General features: G+C 51.0%; 19 protein-coding genes. 2 read left to right on the top strand and 17 right to left on the bottom strand.

The features are described from left to right. Positions 1-2: 2 nt before the first annotated feature. From MJO52_RS00395 to MJO52_RS00375, 5 genes are read right to left on the bottom strand one after another with little or no spacing between them, the layout of a single operon-like run. A complete protein-coding gene (locus tag MJO52_RS00395; protein WP_252084037.1) occupies positions 3-554 on the bottom strand; it encodes a hypothetical protein in 552 nt (183 codons plus the stop codon). Then, on the bottom strand, positions 551-805 hold the full coding sequence (locus tag MJO52_RS00390) for an acyl carrier protein (protein WP_252084036.1): 255 nt from the start codon (positions 803-805) through the stop codon (positions 551-553). The genes MJO52_RS00395 and MJO52_RS00390 overlap by 4 nt, the downstream gene beginning before the upstream one ends. 11 nt (positions 806-816) lie before the next feature. Next, positions 817-1,074: a phosphopantetheine-binding protein gene (locus MJO52_RS00385; protein WP_252084035.1), complete on the bottom strand. Its 258-nt coding sequence runs from the start codon at positions 1,072-1,074 to the stop codon at positions 817-819. Further along, on the bottom strand, positions 1,071-1,856 hold the full coding sequence (locus tag MJO52_RS00380) for a lysophospholipid acyltransferase family protein (protein ID WP_252084034.1): 786 nt from the start codon (positions 1,854-1,856) through the stop codon (positions 1,071-1,073). The genes MJO52_RS00385 and MJO52_RS00380 overlap by 4 nt, the downstream gene beginning before the upstream one ends. Next, positions 1,846-2,577, bottom strand: a complete 732-nt coding sequence (locus tag MJO52_RS00375) for a beta-ketoacyl synthase chain length factor (RefSeq protein ID WP_252084033.1) — start codon at positions 2,575-2,577, stop codon at positions 1,846-1,848. The genes MJO52_RS00380 and MJO52_RS00375 overlap by 11 nt, the downstream gene beginning before the upstream one ends. A gap of 521 nt (positions 2,578-3,098) precedes the next feature. On the opposite strand from MJO52_RS00375, the gene MJO52_RS00370 reads away from it, so the two are divergent. After that, a complete protein-coding gene (locus tag MJO52_RS00370) occupies positions 3,099-3,806 on the top strand; it encodes a 4'-phosphopantetheinyl transferase family protein (protein ID WP_252084032.1) in 708 nt (235 codons plus the stop codon). A 68-nt stretch (positions 3,807-3,874) separates the two neighbouring features. On the opposite strand, the gene MJO52_RS00365 is transcribed toward MJO52_RS00370, so the two are convergent. The 9 genes from MJO52_RS00365 to MJO52_RS00325 form a co-directional block, all read right to left on the bottom strand. Then, on the bottom strand, positions 3,875-5,494 hold the full coding sequence (locus MJO52_RS00365) for a M28 family metallopeptidase (RefSeq protein ID WP_252084031.1): 1,620 nt from the start codon (positions 5,492-5,494) through the stop codon (positions 3,875-3,877). Between the two features lie 149 nt (positions 5,495-5,643). After that, on the bottom strand, positions 5,644-6,387 hold the full coding sequence (locus MJO52_RS00360) for a hypothetical protein (RefSeq protein ID WP_252084030.1): 744 nt from the start codon (positions 6,385-6,387) through the stop codon (positions 5,644-5,646). A 10-nt stretch (positions 6,388-6,397) separates the two neighbouring features. Beyond that, complete coding sequence (locus MJO52_RS00355) at positions 6,398-6,808, bottom strand: ACT domain-containing protein (RefSeq protein ID WP_252084029.1); 411 nt, start codon at positions 6,806-6,808, stop codon at positions 6,398-6,400. Between the two features lie 186 nt (positions 6,809-6,994). Beyond that, positions 6,995-7,720 (bottom strand): hypothetical protein, encoded by a 726-nt coding sequence (locus MJO52_RS00350; RefSeq protein ID WP_252084028.1) that lies wholly within the window; start codon positions 7,718-7,720, stop codon positions 6,995-6,997. Between the two features lie 76 nt (positions 7,721-7,796). Continuing rightward, entirely contained in the window at positions 7,797-8,282 is a 486-nt protein-coding gene (locus MJO52_RS00345; RefSeq protein WP_252084027.1) for a hypothetical protein, read from the bottom strand. Positions 8,283-8,558: 276 nt separating this feature from the next. After that, positions 8,559-9,023 (bottom strand): ecotin family protein, encoded by a 465-nt coding sequence (locus MJO52_RS00340; protein WP_252084026.1) that lies wholly within the window; start codon positions 9,021-9,023, stop codon positions 8,559-8,561. 45 nt (positions 9,024-9,068) lie between these two features. Further along, positions 9,069-10,262, bottom strand: a complete 1,194-nt coding sequence (locus MJO52_RS00335) for a c-type cytochrome (protein WP_252084025.1) — start codon at positions 10,260-10,262, stop codon at positions 9,069-9,071. A 112-nt stretch (positions 10,263-10,374) separates the two neighbouring features. Then, positions 10,375-11,061 (bottom strand): thiol:disulfide interchange protein DsbA/DsbL, encoded by a 687-nt coding sequence (locus MJO52_RS00330; RefSeq protein ID WP_252084024.1) that lies wholly within the window; start codon positions 11,059-11,061, stop codon positions 10,375-10,377. Between the two features lie 229 nt (positions 11,062-11,290). After that, on the bottom strand, positions 11,291-11,965 hold the full coding sequence (locus tag MJO52_RS00325; protein ID WP_252084023.1) for a c-type cytochrome: 675 nt from the start codon (positions 11,963-11,965) through the stop codon (positions 11,291-11,293). 124 nt (positions 11,966-12,089) lie between these two features. Here MJO52_RS00325 and yihA point away from each other — a divergent pair, with 124 nt between their 5' ends. Next, on the top strand, positions 12,090-12,758 hold the full coding sequence (yihA, locus tag MJO52_RS00320) for a ribosome biogenesis GTP-binding protein YihA/YsxC (protein WP_252084022.1): 669 nt from the start codon (positions 12,090-12,092) through the stop codon (positions 12,756-12,758). Between the two features lie 340 nt (positions 12,759-13,098). Here yihA and MJO52_RS00315 read toward each other — a convergent pair whose 3' ends face one another. The 3 genes from MJO52_RS00315 to MJO52_RS00305 all read right to left on the bottom strand — a co-directional run bounded on the left by MJO52_RS00315 (position 13,099) and on the right by MJO52_RS00305 (position 15,860). Next, positions 13,099-13,557 carry a hypothetical protein gene (locus MJO52_RS00315; RefSeq protein ID WP_252084021.1) on the bottom strand — a complete coding sequence of 153 codons (459 nt, stop codon included), beginning with the start codon at positions 13,555-13,557 and terminating at the stop codon, positions 13,099-13,101. Positions 13,558-14,250: 693 nt separating this feature from the next. Further along, positions 14,251-15,219 carry a ribose-phosphate diphosphokinase gene (locus tag MJO52_RS00310; RefSeq protein WP_252084020.1) on the bottom strand — a complete coding sequence of 323 codons (969 nt, stop codon included), beginning with the start codon at positions 15,217-15,219 and terminating at the stop codon, positions 14,251-14,253. Continuing rightward, the gene (locus MJO52_RS00305) at positions 15,216-15,860 is read right to left on the bottom strand and encodes a dienelactone hydrolase family protein (protein ID WP_252084019.1); all 645 of its coding nucleotides are present in this window, start codon (positions 15,858-15,860) and stop codon (positions 15,216-15,218) included. Before MJO52_RS00305 ends, MJO52_RS00310 begins: the two co-directional genes overlap by 4 nt. Positions 15,861-15,999: the final 139 nt, after the last annotated feature.

Genomic DNA, 15,999 nt, shown 5'->3' with positions numbered 1-15,999 from the left:
ACTCACGCCTTATTTTGGACACGACAACGCAGTAGCCATTCACCGCCCATCATAGTTCCCATTAGCACATATGAAACAAGGCCATTGTAAAGAGTCCAGACTTTCATATCGCCGTTTAAAACAGTTGCCAGTGCGAGGCTTCCATTAATTAAAAAGAATAGGCACCATGCCTTGGTAACCTTTCGTGTATATAGAATACCTTCAGGTGGTAAATCTGGAGTCGTAAGGCGAGCAAGCCGTTCTACTAATGTTTGTGGTTGACTCAAACTGTATAAAAACAGTGAAAATAGAATCAGGTTACAAAGTACTGGATACCAAAGAAGTCCACTTGAATCGCCCCTTAACCAGGAGACGCCAACAACAAAAGCCAAGGCCACGGCCATTAGCTTGGTGCCAATCGCCTTATTCGCGCCGCCAAACAATACCCTTGAAACCGCAACAATCAACAGCAGTAACAGAATACTACTTAAAGACAAGTATTCTATGCCAAAATAAATTGCCACAGGGTACAGTGTCAGAATTATGACCAATATTAGCTGCGCGAATCGACTCACTTCTCCGCCATTACCTTTTCAATTGCACCAACTACATCTCCAACAGTTCTTACACTTTTGAATTCTTCAGGTGCAATTTTCTTTCCAGTAAGCTCTTTTAAACGAACTATCAGGTCAACCGCATCAATGCTATCTATATCCAGATCATCAGCAAGGTGGGCTTCTTCTGTTATATCCTCTTCATCAACCTCAAACATCTCAACAAGGATTTCGGTCAATTTTGGAAAAATGTCTTCTCTATCTTTCAACATACATATCTCTCTTACGCGCGGCTACCATCAACAAATTTTGCCAGGCTGTTCACACTAGCAAAATGTGATTTGGTATCTTCATTTTCTGCATCGATAGATATGTTATATTTCTTCTGCAATGCCAGACCTAGCTCAAGCGCATCAATGGAATCCAAACCTAGACCTTCACCAAATAAAGGCTCATCTGCGATGATTTCCTCTGGTGTAATATCCTCTAGGTTTAGAACCTCAATAATCAGTGTCTTTAGCTCTTCAACCAAATCATTCACGCAGCACACTCCTCAGTATAAAATGCTTTTAATTCTTGGGTAACTTGCCTGGCTACCAATGGGCTTTCGCTTTTTTCTTTCATCTTGAGAATCTCCCAAGATTCAGAGACATCAAATTCAAAATGTGGCCGCGATAACGGAATGCTGTACCACGGGATATTTTTCATCAGCATTGGCGGGTTGCAGCGAATGGTAACCAGAGTCGGACTAATACCAGAACGAAGTGCCATATAGGCAGCCCCCCGCTGGAACTTGAATGGTTTCCCTGGCACAGAGCGGGTTCCTTCCGGAAATAAAACCACTGACTCCCCTTTTTTCAAAGATTTTGAGGCAAGCTCAATTATTTTTTCCGGGTCATCATTGGGAATATAACCCGCAGTCATTACAGCTCCACGCATAAAGGGATTTCGAAATAGACTCGCCTTTACAATACAGTTTGCATTAGGTATTCGAGATATAAGAAAAACGACATCAATAAGAGTGGGATGATTAGCCAGTATTAATTGGCCGGGCTCTTGCAGTTTACTCTCACCCTTGAAATCATAAGTATATATCCCTGTTTTGTGCATAAACCCAATAAACAAACGGAAGGCATGATGTATGATTAACCTAGCCTTACGCATACGTACATTTGCATTAGGGTATAAAATTCTGAGAGGTGGAAATAAAATAAATCGAAGGATCAGACCACCAAAACCAAATAGACTAAACGCAACGGCAGTGGCTATCAGCCTAAACCAATACCGATCATACCTCTTGCCAGACTCCAAATTAGTTTGCATTGATTAGTAACTCCCACCCTTTGGCAACAGGTACTTTTCCTGAATTTTTAATAAGTGCGCTTAACAGAGGTAACTGATAATCTGCCTCTTCAAATGCCGTTTTTAGTCTGACGCTCGAAGAATTTACCAAAGTCACTCCACTACCCTTACTTCCCTCAACTGGTAAGGTTAAGAGTAAAGCTGTAGCACAAACACCTGAGGGACTTTGGGTGCTAGGGTGATACATTTCTGGCAGGGGTTCCTCACAAAATATCAGCAGTATTTCTTTTGCACCTTCCCGCAAAATACCGTTAGCTTCCATTAAACCTGCCAGTAATGGATAGTCACCACCCGCTAAAGCGAGAGCTGGAGATCGTACTTTATTCGCTATAGACAATTGGCCGGCGATCGCATTGTGTACTGATAAACCAAACGCCGTAGGGGATAAATCTTCTTCCGCAGCAACCCCCTGTAGAAGAGAGTAAGTTCTCTTCGCCTCTCCGTGCACAGAGCAACACAGCAGGGGGATATCTCTCTGCTGCAGAAGTGGGTAAGCACTATTAAATACGGCTTTAGACAATGGGCTCAGGCGGCGCCTGAGCATCGCCGGAAGAAAGGAGACATCAGCCAGGGTATCTTCCTGCAGTTCTAACTCGCCACTGTGCCATCGATGCCAGTCCGCAGGTTCCGAAACCCCCGCATACCAAGCTCGCCAATCGGAAATTACAAATTCAATAGACAAACTACTCTTATGGAGCTTGGCTCCAACCCTCAATATCAAGCCTTAGTATCCAGCCAGCTCTACCATTGTTTTTAGGTGGCTTTTTGAGCTTTTCGTGACCGGCAACAGGGCGGGAATGGTACACAAAATGATCAATTCCCGCTAGCAAAAGAACCTTCAATTGGGACTGGTGAGTTTCTTTATTACACCTAAATACACGAGAACTATTCCTTCGGACAGTTCTCGTATACTAGCGCCCTTAATTTCACTGGCATAAGGTCAACTTAAGCTTTCGTAGGCTTCTAAAAATGATAAAGCTCTCACCAAGAACAAAATTCCCTTAAGGTGACGACTTAAAGGAAAAAACTCTAAACTTAGGAGTGATCCTTAATTGCCCAATCTGGCATTTATGGTCTATTTCCGAGGCATTTTTGAAGATGTATGTACCCCATCTTTTCCTCAACCATTTACCATGATAGCCGTTCTGCTATTCAGCTTTATTAGTGATTACAATCTAAGTCTGAATCGATAGATAAGACTTTATGCTTTATTTTACTTGCTCTTCATTCAAAAATTGGCCTGAGGATTGGCAGGCGAACTCATCTTTCTTATTGAGTGACACGGAACATTTACGTTTAAAAAACATTCGCAACCCGAATCGGAGGATGCAATTTTTAGCCGGGCGCCTACTCGCGAAAACCCTTATTGCTGAACGGTTTGGATGCCACCCTTCTGATCTGGAAGTTGACCCTAAGAACCCTACAGTTGCCAATTTCTCAGGAACCCCTATTGTCAACCTCTCGATCAGCCATACGGCAGACTACCTTGCAGTCTCCATTGGAAAAATTCCGGTTGGTATTGACTGTGAAAGAGACCATCCCAAAAGAGATTGGCTGGCAATAGCCCAGAATTACTTTAGCTCCTATGAGGTGTCCTGGTTACAAAGCTTACCGAAAGCCCTCTTAAAGCAAGAGTTTATAAAATCTTGGACCATAAAGGAGGCGCTTGCCAAGTGCAGTGGTGATCCACTGGGTAAGCTGCTTAAAGTCTCTTCACTGGTCGGCCAAGTAGAAAATTGGCCTGAACCCTATTCTGAATACCGATGTTGGAGTGGGCAGCCTGAAGAAGATATCTACCTTTCACTTGTAGTTAGGCCTAGGCCCAATTTTACTTCTAAAGAGGTAATAGGAACTTACCGGAATAGTTTTAAAGGCCCTGCAACTCGAGAAATTCGGCTGAAAGCTTCATGACCTGGAGATTCCCCACTCAAATTTGCCAGGTATCGAGGGAATCTCCAATAACCACTAGTGCACGTTAACTACTGGCTAAACAGGTCCCCAAAGAAATCTCCCTCATACCATGAAGGCTTATCCTTAGCATCCGCCACTTCCCTGGCAATTAGATAATTAACTTCGGTGAACTGCCTAGCAGCTGCGTAGCTCACCCCAGCATCAGGCGCATCTCCGGGTTTGTGATAGCTCTCTTTCAGGAATGCCACTTGTTTAGCGGTACCATCAATATTCGGATCCTGAGCTTCGCGCCCAGTAATTAGGTAAATAGAGGGCACACCGCGGCGAACGAAATTATAGTGATCACTACGAACAAAGATCACTTCTTCAGGCATGGGATCAGGGCTCAATTTTAAACCGCTGAGTTTTGCCGCATGCTCCGCAATCTGGCCAAGGGACGAATGCTCGGCACCAAAGGCAATAATATCGCGGAATGGGTAGAGCAGCATGGGCATATCCAGATTGATATTGGCCACGATGGACTGCAGAGGTACGGTAGGGTATTCGGCAAAGTAGTCCGAGCCGAGTAATCCCTTCTCTTCTCCGGTCACCGCAACAAACAATAGAGAGCGTCGTGGTGCTTGGCCAGACTCCGCAAACAACCGTGCGGTTTCCAGCATTACTGCGATTCCTGCAGCGTTATCTTGAGCGCCGTAATAAATCTGGCCATCTTCTTTTTTACCGATATGGTCCAAGTGTGCAGAGAAGACCACATATTCATTTTTAAGCACCGGGTCGCTACCCGGTAATACGGCCACAACATTGGGGCTACGCACTTCCTCGTGCCTAGAGCTTGTACTCAGGGCAGCACGGTAAGGCAGCGAAAATCCACGGGGATTTTGACCTTTTTCCATAATGCTGAAGATAGCTGCGAGGCTCTGTTGGGCACCGTCGAAGAGTTTGCTCGCCGCATCGATATCAAGCAATACACCAGGATACAAACCGGGGATAGCGCTGCCCGGCTCGCCTTTTCGGTTTACCCAGTCGAAAGTCTCATCGTGACGATGCTCCGCATAGCGCACGAAGGGGCGGCGCTTCTCGCGCTCGGGGGTATAAATGGTGATATAACCCACCGCACCATGACGAGCAGCGGTCTCACCCTTGTTGCGACTTGATGCATAGTGAGCCCCCACTTCACTGGGCAGACTCTTCGGGCGACCACTCAGTATCACTGCAATCTTACCCTTCACATCCAATCCGGCATAATCATCTAGGCCATAGTCCGGCGCTTCAATTCCGTAGCCAACAAACACCAGCTCGGCCTCCAAGCGTGCCTGCTCACTGGACGCAGAAGGCGAGGTGATAAAGTCCTCCCCGAAGGCAAAGCCGACCTCACCTTTGCCCCCCTTTAAAACAAAAGTCGGCTCAGTGCCATTCCAGCTGGCACTACGGAAAGGTACATCCTGAAAATACCCCTGCTCACCAGCCGGAGCGAGCCCCATGGATTGGAACTGCGCGGCCACATATTGCGCCGCCTTGAGGTAGCCTTCGCTGCCTGTGTCTCTTCCCGCCAGCTCTGCAGAAGCCAGGTAATTCACATCCCGACTGATATTGTCGATATTCGCGCTTGGGGCTGTGCTGGTGGAAACTGGCATACAGGCCACCAGCAGCAACGACAGCAGGCCGCTGAGCAGGACTTTTCTTTTCATCGGATTACTACTTCTCGAATAAATCTTTGCGGTCTGCCAGACAGAACCAACACCGCACCAAAAAGGAGCGCAATCTTACCACGTTCAGACTTAGTGCAGAGCACCAAGATGTGAGTGATCACTTACTTGAAAGGGTTAATATATAGAATTCAGGCGGCCTTGTAGAGCCCAGGAAAGGCTCGGCTTATTGCTGCGGTCACTTCCTCATGGGCCCGATCCGCACAAAACTCTCCATGGGCTGCCAGAAAGTGTAGGAAGGGCAGCTGTAGCAGGCGCTCAAAATCCTCCTGCAGCCAACAGCGTTGGTCCCGGCCTTCAGGAGTCATCCGTGTTCGCCAGGCAGGCGGTACCTGCATCCCCGAGCGCATACCGGACAGTCGCAGCAGATTTCGGCCAAACCAGCTACAACCGCTCCACTTCCCCCAATACTGCAGAGCATCACAGCCCAGCAACAGGCCGTCATTGAAGGGCAGCCACCAGAATGCCTCTGGGTAACGGCTGTAACGCAGTTCCACGAAGCGACTGCCGGGTATTGGACAAACACCACCATCCCTCACCAATCTATCGGCACTAGGTGGATAAAAGTTTGAGCCGGTCTGCCGCCAAAAAGTCAGATCAAAATGGTCACGGTAATAAAGATCATCCTGGCCGTGATGGTAGCCAAGACGCACTGCATGAGCTATTCGGCCGAGATCCTGCAACTTCTCTTCTTGCGCTGGACGCAGGCGTATCGGGTTCACCAGTATCAGCTCTTCCTGCCAACGCACAATGGCCATGTTGCGGTTAATGGTAACCGCCGGAGCCAGTTTTACGGTCCCAGGGACGAAGAACAGGTCTGGTAGTAGTTGGCGAATCTCGCCGTGGGGCTGGGGTTCGGGGTAATTAATACGCACTGGCAAGCGCTCAGGTGTAATACACCCGATTACTGAGCCCGCGTAAAAGCTGTAAGGCTCGCTGCGCGCTCTCTTCAGGGACAAAGACATGATCGTGACGCAGGGCATTTACCATATTGGCCACTATGCCCGCATCAGCCAGCTCCCTGGCGACTGTAGCGGTAAGGCCCACCGCACTGAGACCGGAAAAGACCTGCAGGGTAATTTGTCTGAAGGGCCCGCTGGAAGCAATCCCATACTGCTGTGCCAAGCATCTGGGTAAGATCGCACTCATCCCCTCGCCTTCGCGGAAGATACACAGGCTTTGAGTCAAGACTTCTTCGAGCCGAGCATCCGACACCTGGCAAAACACGTAGGTTTCCTCATGTAACTCTGGGCACATATTTCTCAGGATATTTGCGAGGGAAACTTCTGCAGTCATATCCGGTTTGCCGTTGAAAAAACCTGCTGTGAAAATACTCAGCGAATGGTTACCAGTCAGAAACCACCTAGTGTAATTATCCAGAGGGAACATTTCCCACAGGTAAAACTACATGGCCATAAGACCTGCTTGATCATCACGTTCTATTAATGGATGACAACACCACTGTCTCAGAGGTTTTTTATTTTAATTTCGCTGACGGGTTTTCACCCTCTTTTTATTGGTTTTTTTCAGCTCCTCTCCTTCTAGCTCTGGCTCGCCCGGAGCTGGTGCAGTATTCACCTTTAAATCGGGGGAATCTTTCTTTTCCCAGCGTTGCAACATTCTATCAATCGCTTTTTCCAGACGCACACGAGGGAACTCGGGACAGGGAGCACCCTTGCCAGGATCATGCCAGGCAGATAATGGTGCAACAAAAACAATCAGAGATTTATGCAGGCGATCCCGACCGACACTCACTTCCGTCCAGGTAGTCTGCCATGCAAATTTACCTCGCACTGAATAATCGCTCTCATAGGATTTCAAGGTAAGAAAATAGGGATATATTTTTCCTCTGCGGCAAATGATTCTACGACCGGTTTTTATATTGGCCATTTGGGTGAAAGGATCAAAATACCAGTGGATATCGTAACCAAAAGCAAATTGCATTTTTCCGTCATGTGGGAGAAAAGCGTAGGAGCGGCCAGTACCATCGGGTTTGAGACTCCATACATGGCGGGCCTCCCCATCTCTGGAGATTAGCCAGGCACCCACCCACTGGCTGGCATTCAGCTTGGATTGAGCGTGCCAGCCTGCATTGCGCTGCTGTGTCTGTTCACTCTGTTTTTCTTTTTTTTTCTGCTCCTCCTTGGCAAAAGCTGAAAATGCTGTGAGCAAAAATACCAGAGTCAAAACCAAGGACTTTTGCATCACAGCTCTACTCCAATGTTCGGCGCTCCCCTCCCTGAGTGGAAAATTCCTGTTTTTGTTTCTTACTCGGACCCAAAAATCAGCTGGCAATGTTGGGGCAGTTACTACCCGCTTTAGGTGTACTCCAGTCACTCAATCGGCGCTGGAAACTCAGTAATCCACCGCCAGCCTGCAGCCAGTGCCGCCCGTCTATTACGGCAAATAAAAGAGTGGAGCGGCTCCAACCACGAAACGCCACCGAGACCACACCGCCCTTACAGCTAACGGAAGCACCGGTGCGGACCCGTACACGATCACCATCCAGTTGCCAGTTAATGGCAAAACCATGGGTCAATCTGCCACCGGAGTTAAAGCCATAGGCATAACCGGAGCCATCGGCATTGAGTTGCCAAACCAGTTGGTCGTCACCTTCACTCACTACCAACCAGTTGCCCGCCCACCTTTGTTGAGCTGATTCCGCCGTTGCCATTGAGGGCAATAGCAGGAACAGCATTAAGGCAATGGCACAACTCTGTCGTATGGAGACAAACACAAAATTCGAAGGGGGATTACGCAAGTACTTCATGCGCTGCTCTACCGTAAGTGCTCCACGGTAAGAACCGCGGAAAGGGGTTGCTGTAAACGGCGGCTGGCGTCACCGCCAATTTTCCTGGCCGGTTACGGCCACAGGCCAAAAAAACCGGCGTGAAAAATCGCACAGGCGCTATTTTTCACATCCCTTGCTTAGTAAGGCTAGACGCTAAATCCCACAGTGGCATTAGAAGCATTAAAAATATTTATTGAGGCGCCACTATGGGGGAGTGGAATTAGAAAGGCTGTTAGATAGGGCTACGAGCAATCATTATTTTGAGTGAGCATCAGACAAGTTTTTATCCGCACGCCACACACGGTATTTCAATTGGACGCCCTCCGGCAAATACACCACCAGGGGCTGGCTACTTGAATAAGGCAGTATCAGGCCGTTACCGCGCACGCGGATAAAACGGCGCGATTCGGAATCGGACCCGCAAACTTTACTGGTACCTTTGGAGGGCTTTAGTTCTGCCAGCACATAATAGGGGTAACCCCAACCCGGTAGAACCTGGCGCTGTAAGGGCGCGCTATAACTGCGCAGGTTGCAATCGGCCAATGCATTCTTGCCTGGCACTAACTCAACCATAAAGCGGCTCTCATCGACCACCTTGGGCAACTCAATAACATGGCGCCGCTTACCCTCAACTTCTGCAGGAAAGGCATCTAGCGGTTCGGCCGCCTGAAGCGGCACCACACAACAGAGAATAAGAGCGGAGAATAAGGATCTTGCCACGGCGACTTCCTCACGGCTGATCAGCTGATTTGGCGCACAAACCCTTTAAAGTCTAGACCGCTTTCTCCAGCGCAGTCCCCACCAAAGTGACACCCCCAGTGCTAGTGCCAATGCAAAGAGCAATGCCGCCCATAAATAGCTGATGTGTCCCCCCGGCATTGGTTCCAGGCGTGCTCTGGCTCTTCCCAGCAAGGTGCCTAAATTTTGAATTGAAGCGATCACATCAGTATTGGGCGCGTTTGAGAGCACTTCTCGGCGCAATGTTTGCCATTGGGCTTGTAACTTGCTGTACAAAACCCGGTCGCTCATTTCAATGGATTGCTGTAACGGCTTATAGCCCTCTCGATAGGCGAGCATCAATTTGTGATAAGCACCGGCATTGTCACCGCCTCGATAAGCGGTTTCCGCCAGGCTTAGTAACCCCTCTGCGCGAGTAAGGGGGTGTTCGAGGGAGCGGATCAGGTGCGGGTGGCCCCGCCACCACAATAAGGCACTCCTGGCATCAGTGGGCAACTCAATCGGTCGGGTTACCGCCATACCCGGCAGACTGATCAGTGCTGGATAGCGCTCGGCAAGATCGGCGGAGGGTGGCAGCTGATTTTTTACGGCAAAAGCGGCCACCGTCACCGCGAGAGCCCAGCGCTGGCGACTATTTAAGTCGCCATCAACCCGCTCGCTATGCACGCTATCCACGTTAGGGTCGAGAGTATTGTAGAGGTCATAAAGACTGAAACTCGCCATCCGCCTAGCATCGCGCAGATCGGGCAGGGCTCCATCACCCTGGCCCCATCTACCGTGGCAGCTGGCGCAGCGCTGTTGGAAAAGGGGAGCAGCCAAGCTGGCTGAAGGCAGTGAGTGGGCTGGTGAACGCTGCATTTGATAGAGAGCCGCCAATCGGTCGGCTATCTCATTGGCGCGCCTTCGCACTTTTTCAGCATCCTCGCGTCGGCTCAAAGCCGCCTGTAACCCTGCCATGCTGTTTTCCAGGGCTGAACGGCCCGGTTTATCTGGCAACTTCCGCACCAGATCCAGCGCCTCGGCAGCATGGTCTTGCTGGAGTTGATAGAGACCTGTATCGATAATTTGGCCTTTATCGATGGCATCCCCGTAACCCACAGCGATATAGGAAAGCAGGTTGCTCGCGCGCGCTGCAAGCTTGTCATTTTCCGCGACCTGCTGCGCCCAAAGAGATTGAACTGAGAGGGCCAGCAAGAGTAGTAAAGTCCATGAATTTCGCAAAAATGACTTCCTGTTACTGGCAGATAACGAAAGGGGTGGTAGTCGTTAATTGTGGCAAACGCCTAGATACAAAAAACCCCGCACTGGGCGGGGTTTGTTTTCAGGTGGGCTATTAGCCTCGATCGGCGCGCTCCTTGGCGATCAAGTAATCCGCTACCTGCAGCATCAATTCCTGACCATTGCTTTTGCCCTTGTAACCCGGCAGAGAGGAGCTGATACGGTACTTACCAGCCACAACCACTTCAGGTGTACCAGTCATTTTATAGGCGCGCTGATTGGCAACACCCTGCTTGACCTTGCTGTTAATGGCGAAGGAGTTCATCAGCTTGGCCGCTTTAGCACCATCGGCGCCATGCTTGTTAAATAAGGCTTCAATAGCAGCCAGGTCGGGCTTAAAGTTGCGACCTTCACGAATCGCCAGCATTTGGCGCTGGTTGTAAATGGTATTGAACAGCGGAGTGTGCATTTTTTCCAGAACACCCATGGCATCAGCCACGTAGAACAAGCGGGCGTGAACATCCATCACTGGCTGCCAAATAGCCGGCAGCTTCACCAAGGAGACATCACTGGGCATTTTTTCTTTCCAGCGCTCCAGGGTCGGTTCGAAATGAAAGCAGTGAGCGCAGCCATACCAGAACATCTCGGTCACTTCGATTTTATTGGCGTTTTTTTGCGCTACCGCCTGTGGCAGCACTTGGTAGTGTTGGCCCGCCTTGAATTCACCGCCTTCTTGGGCGCAGGCGACTAGGCTGAACAACACAGCCAAAACCATCGTTATAGGGGCGAGAACTGCTCTCATAAGTCTTCTCCAGCTTGTACATTCGTGGTTCGAGCGCCTGATTTGGCGGCATACTGTCGGGCCACTGAGGACACAATAGACAGCGCAGATTATTTAAGTTCCCAGCGCCAGGCGCAAGGAAAGGTCGCAAAAGTGGCAATACTTTACCCAATTCCCGCTCACTTGAGCGAGCGTCGGGCACAAAAAAGGCCGGTGTGTGACCGGCCTCTCGTTACTGTGGCTAACCCTTTTAGTCGGTCAGACCAGCGATATAGTTGGCAACCGCCTTGATCTCTGCATCGGAGAGCTGCTTGGCAACGGTGCGCATGGTGCGAATCTCACCATCATTGGCACGAGTACCCGCACGGAAGGCTTTCAGCTGCGCTTCAATATACTCCGGATACTGACCGGACAGACGCGGATAACCCGCTGGCGCATTGCCCTGACCGGTGGGAGAGTGACAGCCCATGCAAGCCGGTACGCCAGTTTCTTTATTGCCTGCGCGGAACAGCTTGCGGCCAAGGATTAGGCTATCGACACTGTCACCGCTATTAAGCATCACCGGGAAGGCTGTGGAGCCAGTCAGCTGCATTGGCTGGGAGGCGAAGTAGGCGGCGATATCCTGCAGGTCTTGGTCGTTAAAGTTATCCAACTGACCGATCATCTGCGGTATGTCGCGGGCCTTCTCACCATCAGGAGTACCTTTGATGTCCTGAAGCTGCTTGTACAGGTATTTTTCACCGAGGCCAGCGATTTTTGGGAAAGCCGGTGACAGGCTGTTGCCATCAGCACCGTGACAGGCGGCGCACTGGGCGGCCTTAGCCTTGCCCGCAGCAGCATCGCCAGAAGCCATTGCAAAAGGTACGGCCCCCAAGCCGAAAACCAAACCGAGTGCCAGAGCAGTGTTCTTGATAATGCTGTTCATACGTCGTCCCGTTGCGCGCTGAAATATGGCGTTTCGTGTCGCCCCCGATAGTCCTGCGACGCGAAAACCGCGGCATTATATACTTGCGCGCCAAGCGAGTGTACTGAATCAGCAGACTTAAACGATGCCAATTAACAAATTTGAAGCCCAACCACAGAAACTGAACTATCGTTCCATACGATTTCTCACCAGCGCCCCTACTCTGGCACAGTGTCCTGAAGACATTGGCGCCGAGGTGGCCTTTGCCGGCCGCTCCAATGCGGGCAAGTCCAGCGCCATCAATGCCCTGACCAGCAACAACAAGCTGGCGCGCACCTCTAAAACCCCCGGGCGCACCCAGCTGATCAACTTTTTCAGCCTGTCAGAAGACCAGCGCCTAGTAGACTTGCCAGGCTATGGCTACGCAAAGGTAGCCCGTGCTATGAAAGACGAGTGGCAGCGCCATCTGGCCGAGTATCTGGAGCAGCGCACCTGCCTGCGCGGCCTGGTGTTATTAATGGACATACGCCAGCCTCTCAAGGAGTTCGATCTGCATATGCTCACCTGGGCGGTAGAGGCCGGACTGCCCGTGCATATCCTGCTTACCAAGGCCGATAAAATGAAAAATGGCCCGGCCAACAACGCCCTATTCGCCGTGGAGAAATCCCTCAAGGAGCAGGGGTTGAGTCGCGGCGTAACTCTACAGACCTTTTCTTCACTGAAAAAAACCGGCCTCGACAAGCTGGAGCGCAAGCTAAACACCTGGCTGGCGCCCCAGACCGATGCTGAAGTGCCAACCGAGACTGAAAGCTAAAGCAAACTCTGGGGGAGACGGGATCCAGTTACGCCTTGGCACGCGGTTCTGCTCAGTGAACATCTAGCCAAAGCCACCGATCTGCAAGTCAAAGCGATGATCAAGGAGGTCGGGGGCTCCATGATCACCCTGTCAGTTCCGGCCCGGCGAAATGTTCTCTCCCCCGGGCAACAGCGAACGCAGTAGCAACTCGCGCAGACGACGTCGCGCTTGGGGGGTCGCACAGTGCAGCGCCTCTGCGCAAAGGGCACGCTGTGCTAACAGATTCACCAGGGTATCCTCGCAAATAGCAACGGTGAGCAGATGCGAGGATTTTTCGACCTCTGCTGCCGCCTCCCCTTTAGTGCAACTGCAGGTTCGCCCCGCCATGGGATACGAGCTTTCCCCCGGCAAGTAAGGGTGCCGGCTCGTCGTCCCCATCCGTATAGAGTGCGCTGATGCAGTCAGCGGCAAGCCGCTGTTTATCGCGATCTCCCAGTTGGCGGGCGAGAACAGAACTGGCTCCAACAAGGAGGTAGTAGTGGTGTTTTTCATCTCCCTGCTTCCGGTAAGCCGCCATTAATTGAGCGGCACATTCACTAAAACGTGTTGCAGATACGGCATAGCTGGGCCACTCGCTTGTGAGCAGCATTCCCGCCACATCAAACGCGCAACCCAGATAGGGAATCGCCTCACTATGATTTCCCTCTTCGCACAGCATCCTGCCGCGCTCCATCCAATCCAACCACGCCTGTTCCGCACGATCGTTATTCTCAATCAGCCACTGGCGGTGGTTAGCACATAGGTAACGTAAATTCACGGTAACCCCCCTGTTAGGTTTAAATTAAAGATAATGAGAAATATTATCATTTGCAAGTGCATTTGACTGAAAGAAACAAATGAAAAGACTTTTGGGGAGGTATTGAGAACAAAGCATAAAAAAAGCCGGCAGATGGGGGCTGCCGGCTAGGGGTCAGTGCCCTTGGGGTGGGGCACTTGCCAGACGCACCCAGGGGGACGGGTACGTCTGAGGGTTCCTCTACATATGCAAACACCTTACATATTGAAAGGTTAGGCTGGCTCAGATTCGTTTCCCAGCCAGTAAACACCACGATCAGAGGTGCGCGAATACTATGCCCTTTAATCACTAATTTCCGGAAATAGGTTCCAAAGACACCAATAAATCAGCAGCTAATGAGAAAGGTCCAGAGAGGCGGAAAACAAATCCTCCTACGCGCAGACAAAAAAAACCCCGGGTTTGGGGAATTCCGGGGTTAAAAAGCTGAACGCTTTGGGGTTAGGGAGCAACAATGATCTGTTTTATTCGATAGGACATTTGCCCCGTTTGTTCCCATTGCTTAAGTAAATAAATGTAAATGCGGCTCAGGGGCGGAAAAAATAACGCGTGATAGGGATGGAACGGATTTCAAAGGAGTATTTATGCGCCAACATTGCGTAAGACAGGTGTGAAGCTGAGAGTTACTTTGTCGATAAGACTAATTTGCTGAAAAAATTAAAGTGTAAGCTCACTCACCGGACCACAATCATGCAGGCGCCGAATCGCTTCCGCCATCAATGGGGCGCAGTCAAGTAGATGGAAACTCTGTGGCAAATTTAACTGGGGTAAAGAGTTGGTCACTGCCACCGCCTCCAGGGGTAGTTGTGACAAGTTTGAGAAAGCATCGCCACTAAATTGGCCGTGGCTGGCCAGTGCCAGGATACGCTGCGCCCCGCCTCCATGGGCAGCTTCCACCGCCCGGCAGAGCGTTGCACCACTGGCGATAAGATCATCCACAACCAACACGACCGCCCCCTGTACTTCACCCACCAAGGTGCCCCCGCTGATTTTTTCTCCACTGCGATACTTCTCAACGAAAGCGCAACCTACTGGGCGCCCCAGACGCTCGCTCAGCGCCTCGCGCAAGGCCTCCGCACGCTTTATACCGCCCTCATCTGGCGATAATACCGACAGTGGGCGCGGTTCCGCCAACAGCTGACTCAGCGCAAATTCCAGTAACAACGATTCCGACAGCAAATGTAAGGTGCGGCAGCGAAAAGCATTCTCGAACGCAGCCAGGTTATGGGCATCGAGAGTCACGACCACCTGAGTCCCCACGGCCTCAAACAAGCTGGCCAGATAGCGAGTCGGTAGTGGATCGTGTAATTTGGTGCGCCGGTCTTTGCGTCCGTAGCAAAGGTAGGGCATTACTGCGGTAATGCGTGCCGCCCCTGCATCGCGCAGGGCGCCAATGAAGAACAAACAACGCAGCAGTTTTTCATCGACACTACTGCAATGGTCCCTGTATAGGGATTGCACCAGGAAGACATCCGCCCCCTCGACATCATCCAATGGACGCACTTTATGCTCACCATCGGCAAAGCATCGCTCTTCGTGGCGAGCTAGTGGTTCACCCAAGGCTGCAGCCACACGACCAGCAAAATCGGCGCCGGCATCCAGGCTAAATAGTTTCAGTCTACTCATAGTAAACTCGCACGAAACCAGCGCTCGGTCATGCGAACTACTTCATCCATGGCACCGGGTTCCTCAAATAAATGACCGGCGTGGGGTATCAAGTGCAAGCGGGGCTCATTGACCATATGATTTAGGGCCTCTTTATTTAATTCCAGCACCTGCTTGTCATCACCGCCTACCAACAACAGCGTTGGCGCCTTAACCAGGGGTAGATCGGAACCGGCCAGGTCCGGTCTGCCGCCCCGTGAAACCACCGCACCCACCAGGGACGGACGCTCGGCGGCGGCAATCAAAGCTGCCGCAGCCCCAGTGCTGGCGCCAAATAGTCCGATGTGCAGAGTTTGGGTAGTTTCCCCATGTGCGGCCCAATCGATCACTTCCACCAGACGCCGGGCACTCAGGTCGATATCAAAGCGGTATTCGCTGGTGGCCTCATCTGCACGGGTTTCCTCTTTGCTGAGCAGATCAAATAAAAGTGTGGCAAATCCATCATCGTTCAGACGTCGAGCCACGGCGATATTGCGCGGACTGTTGCGGTTACTACCGCTGCCATGGGCAAAGATCACCAGCGCACGCGCCTCCTGGGGCAGCGTGAGAGAAGCCTGGAGAGTTTTGTGCTCCGCTGCCAACGCTATAGTTTTGTTCTGCATTGATGGCCCTCTCGGTAACCAGGGGACAGGGGCAGTTAATAATCCTAGCCGCCCAGACGTTATGGCAAACGAATGAAATCTTTGTAGTGCTCAGACTAGACCAGATGAACGCCAGCGGGCCTGCGGGAATTACTTGTGT

Origin of the sequence: Microbulbifer variabilis (assembly GCF_023716485.1) — a bacterium.
In the GTDB taxonomy this organism is placed as follows: domain Bacteria; phylum Pseudomonadota; class Gammaproteobacteria; order Pseudomonadales; family Cellvibrionaceae; genus Microbulbifer; species Microbulbifer variabilis_B.
Note: the sequence above shows the minus strand (reverse complement) of the source record. Positions and strands in the feature narration are given on the sequence as shown.

What these genes read in the sequence shown, in the direction of transcription:
- MJO52_RS00390 (WP_252084036.1), bottom strand. Translation starts at nt 805, where the DNA reads ATGTTGAAAGATAGAGAAGACATTTTTCCAAAATTGACCGAAATCCTT.
- MJO52_RS00380 (WP_252084034.1), bottom strand. Translation starts at nt 1,856, where the DNA reads ATGCAAACTAATTTGGAGTCTGGCAAGAGGTATGATCGGTATTGGTTT.
- MJO52_RS00370 (WP_252084032.1), top strand. Translation starts at nt 3,099, where the DNA reads ATGCTTTATTTTACTTGCTCTTCATTCAAAAATTGGCCTGAGGATTGG.
- MJO52_RS00365 (WP_252084031.1), bottom strand. Translation starts at nt 5,494, where the DNA reads ATGAAAAGAAAAGTCCTGCTCAGCGGCCTGCTGTCGTTGCTGCTGGTG.
- MJO52_RS00355 (WP_252084029.1), bottom strand. Translation starts at nt 6,808, where the DNA reads ATGACTGCAGAAGTTTCCCTCGCAAATATCCTGAGAAATATGTGCCCA.
- MJO52_RS00345 (WP_252084027.1), bottom strand. Translation starts at nt 8,282, where the DNA reads ATGAAGTACTTGCGTAATCCCCCTTCGAATTTTGTGTTTGTCTCCATA.
- MJO52_RS00330 (WP_252084024.1), bottom strand. Translation starts at nt 11,061, where the DNA reads ATGAGAGCAGTTCTCGCCCCTATAACGATGGTTTTGGCTGTGTTGTTC.
- MJO52_RS00325 (WP_252084023.1), bottom strand. Translation starts at nt 11,965, where the DNA reads ATGAACAGCATTATCAAGAACACTGCTCTGGCACTCGGTTTGGTTTTC.
- yihA (WP_252084022.1), top strand. Translation starts at nt 12,090, where the DNA reads ATGCCAATTAACAAATTTGAAGCCCAACCACAGAAACTGAACTATCGT.
- MJO52_RS00310 (WP_252084020.1), bottom strand. Translation starts at nt 15,219, where the DNA reads ATGAGTAGACTGAAACTATTTAGCCTGGATGCCGGCGCCGATTTTGCT.
- MJO52_RS00305 (WP_252084019.1), bottom strand. Translation starts at nt 15,860, where the DNA reads ATGCAGAACAAAACTATAGCGTTGGCAGCGGAGCACAAAACTCTCCAG.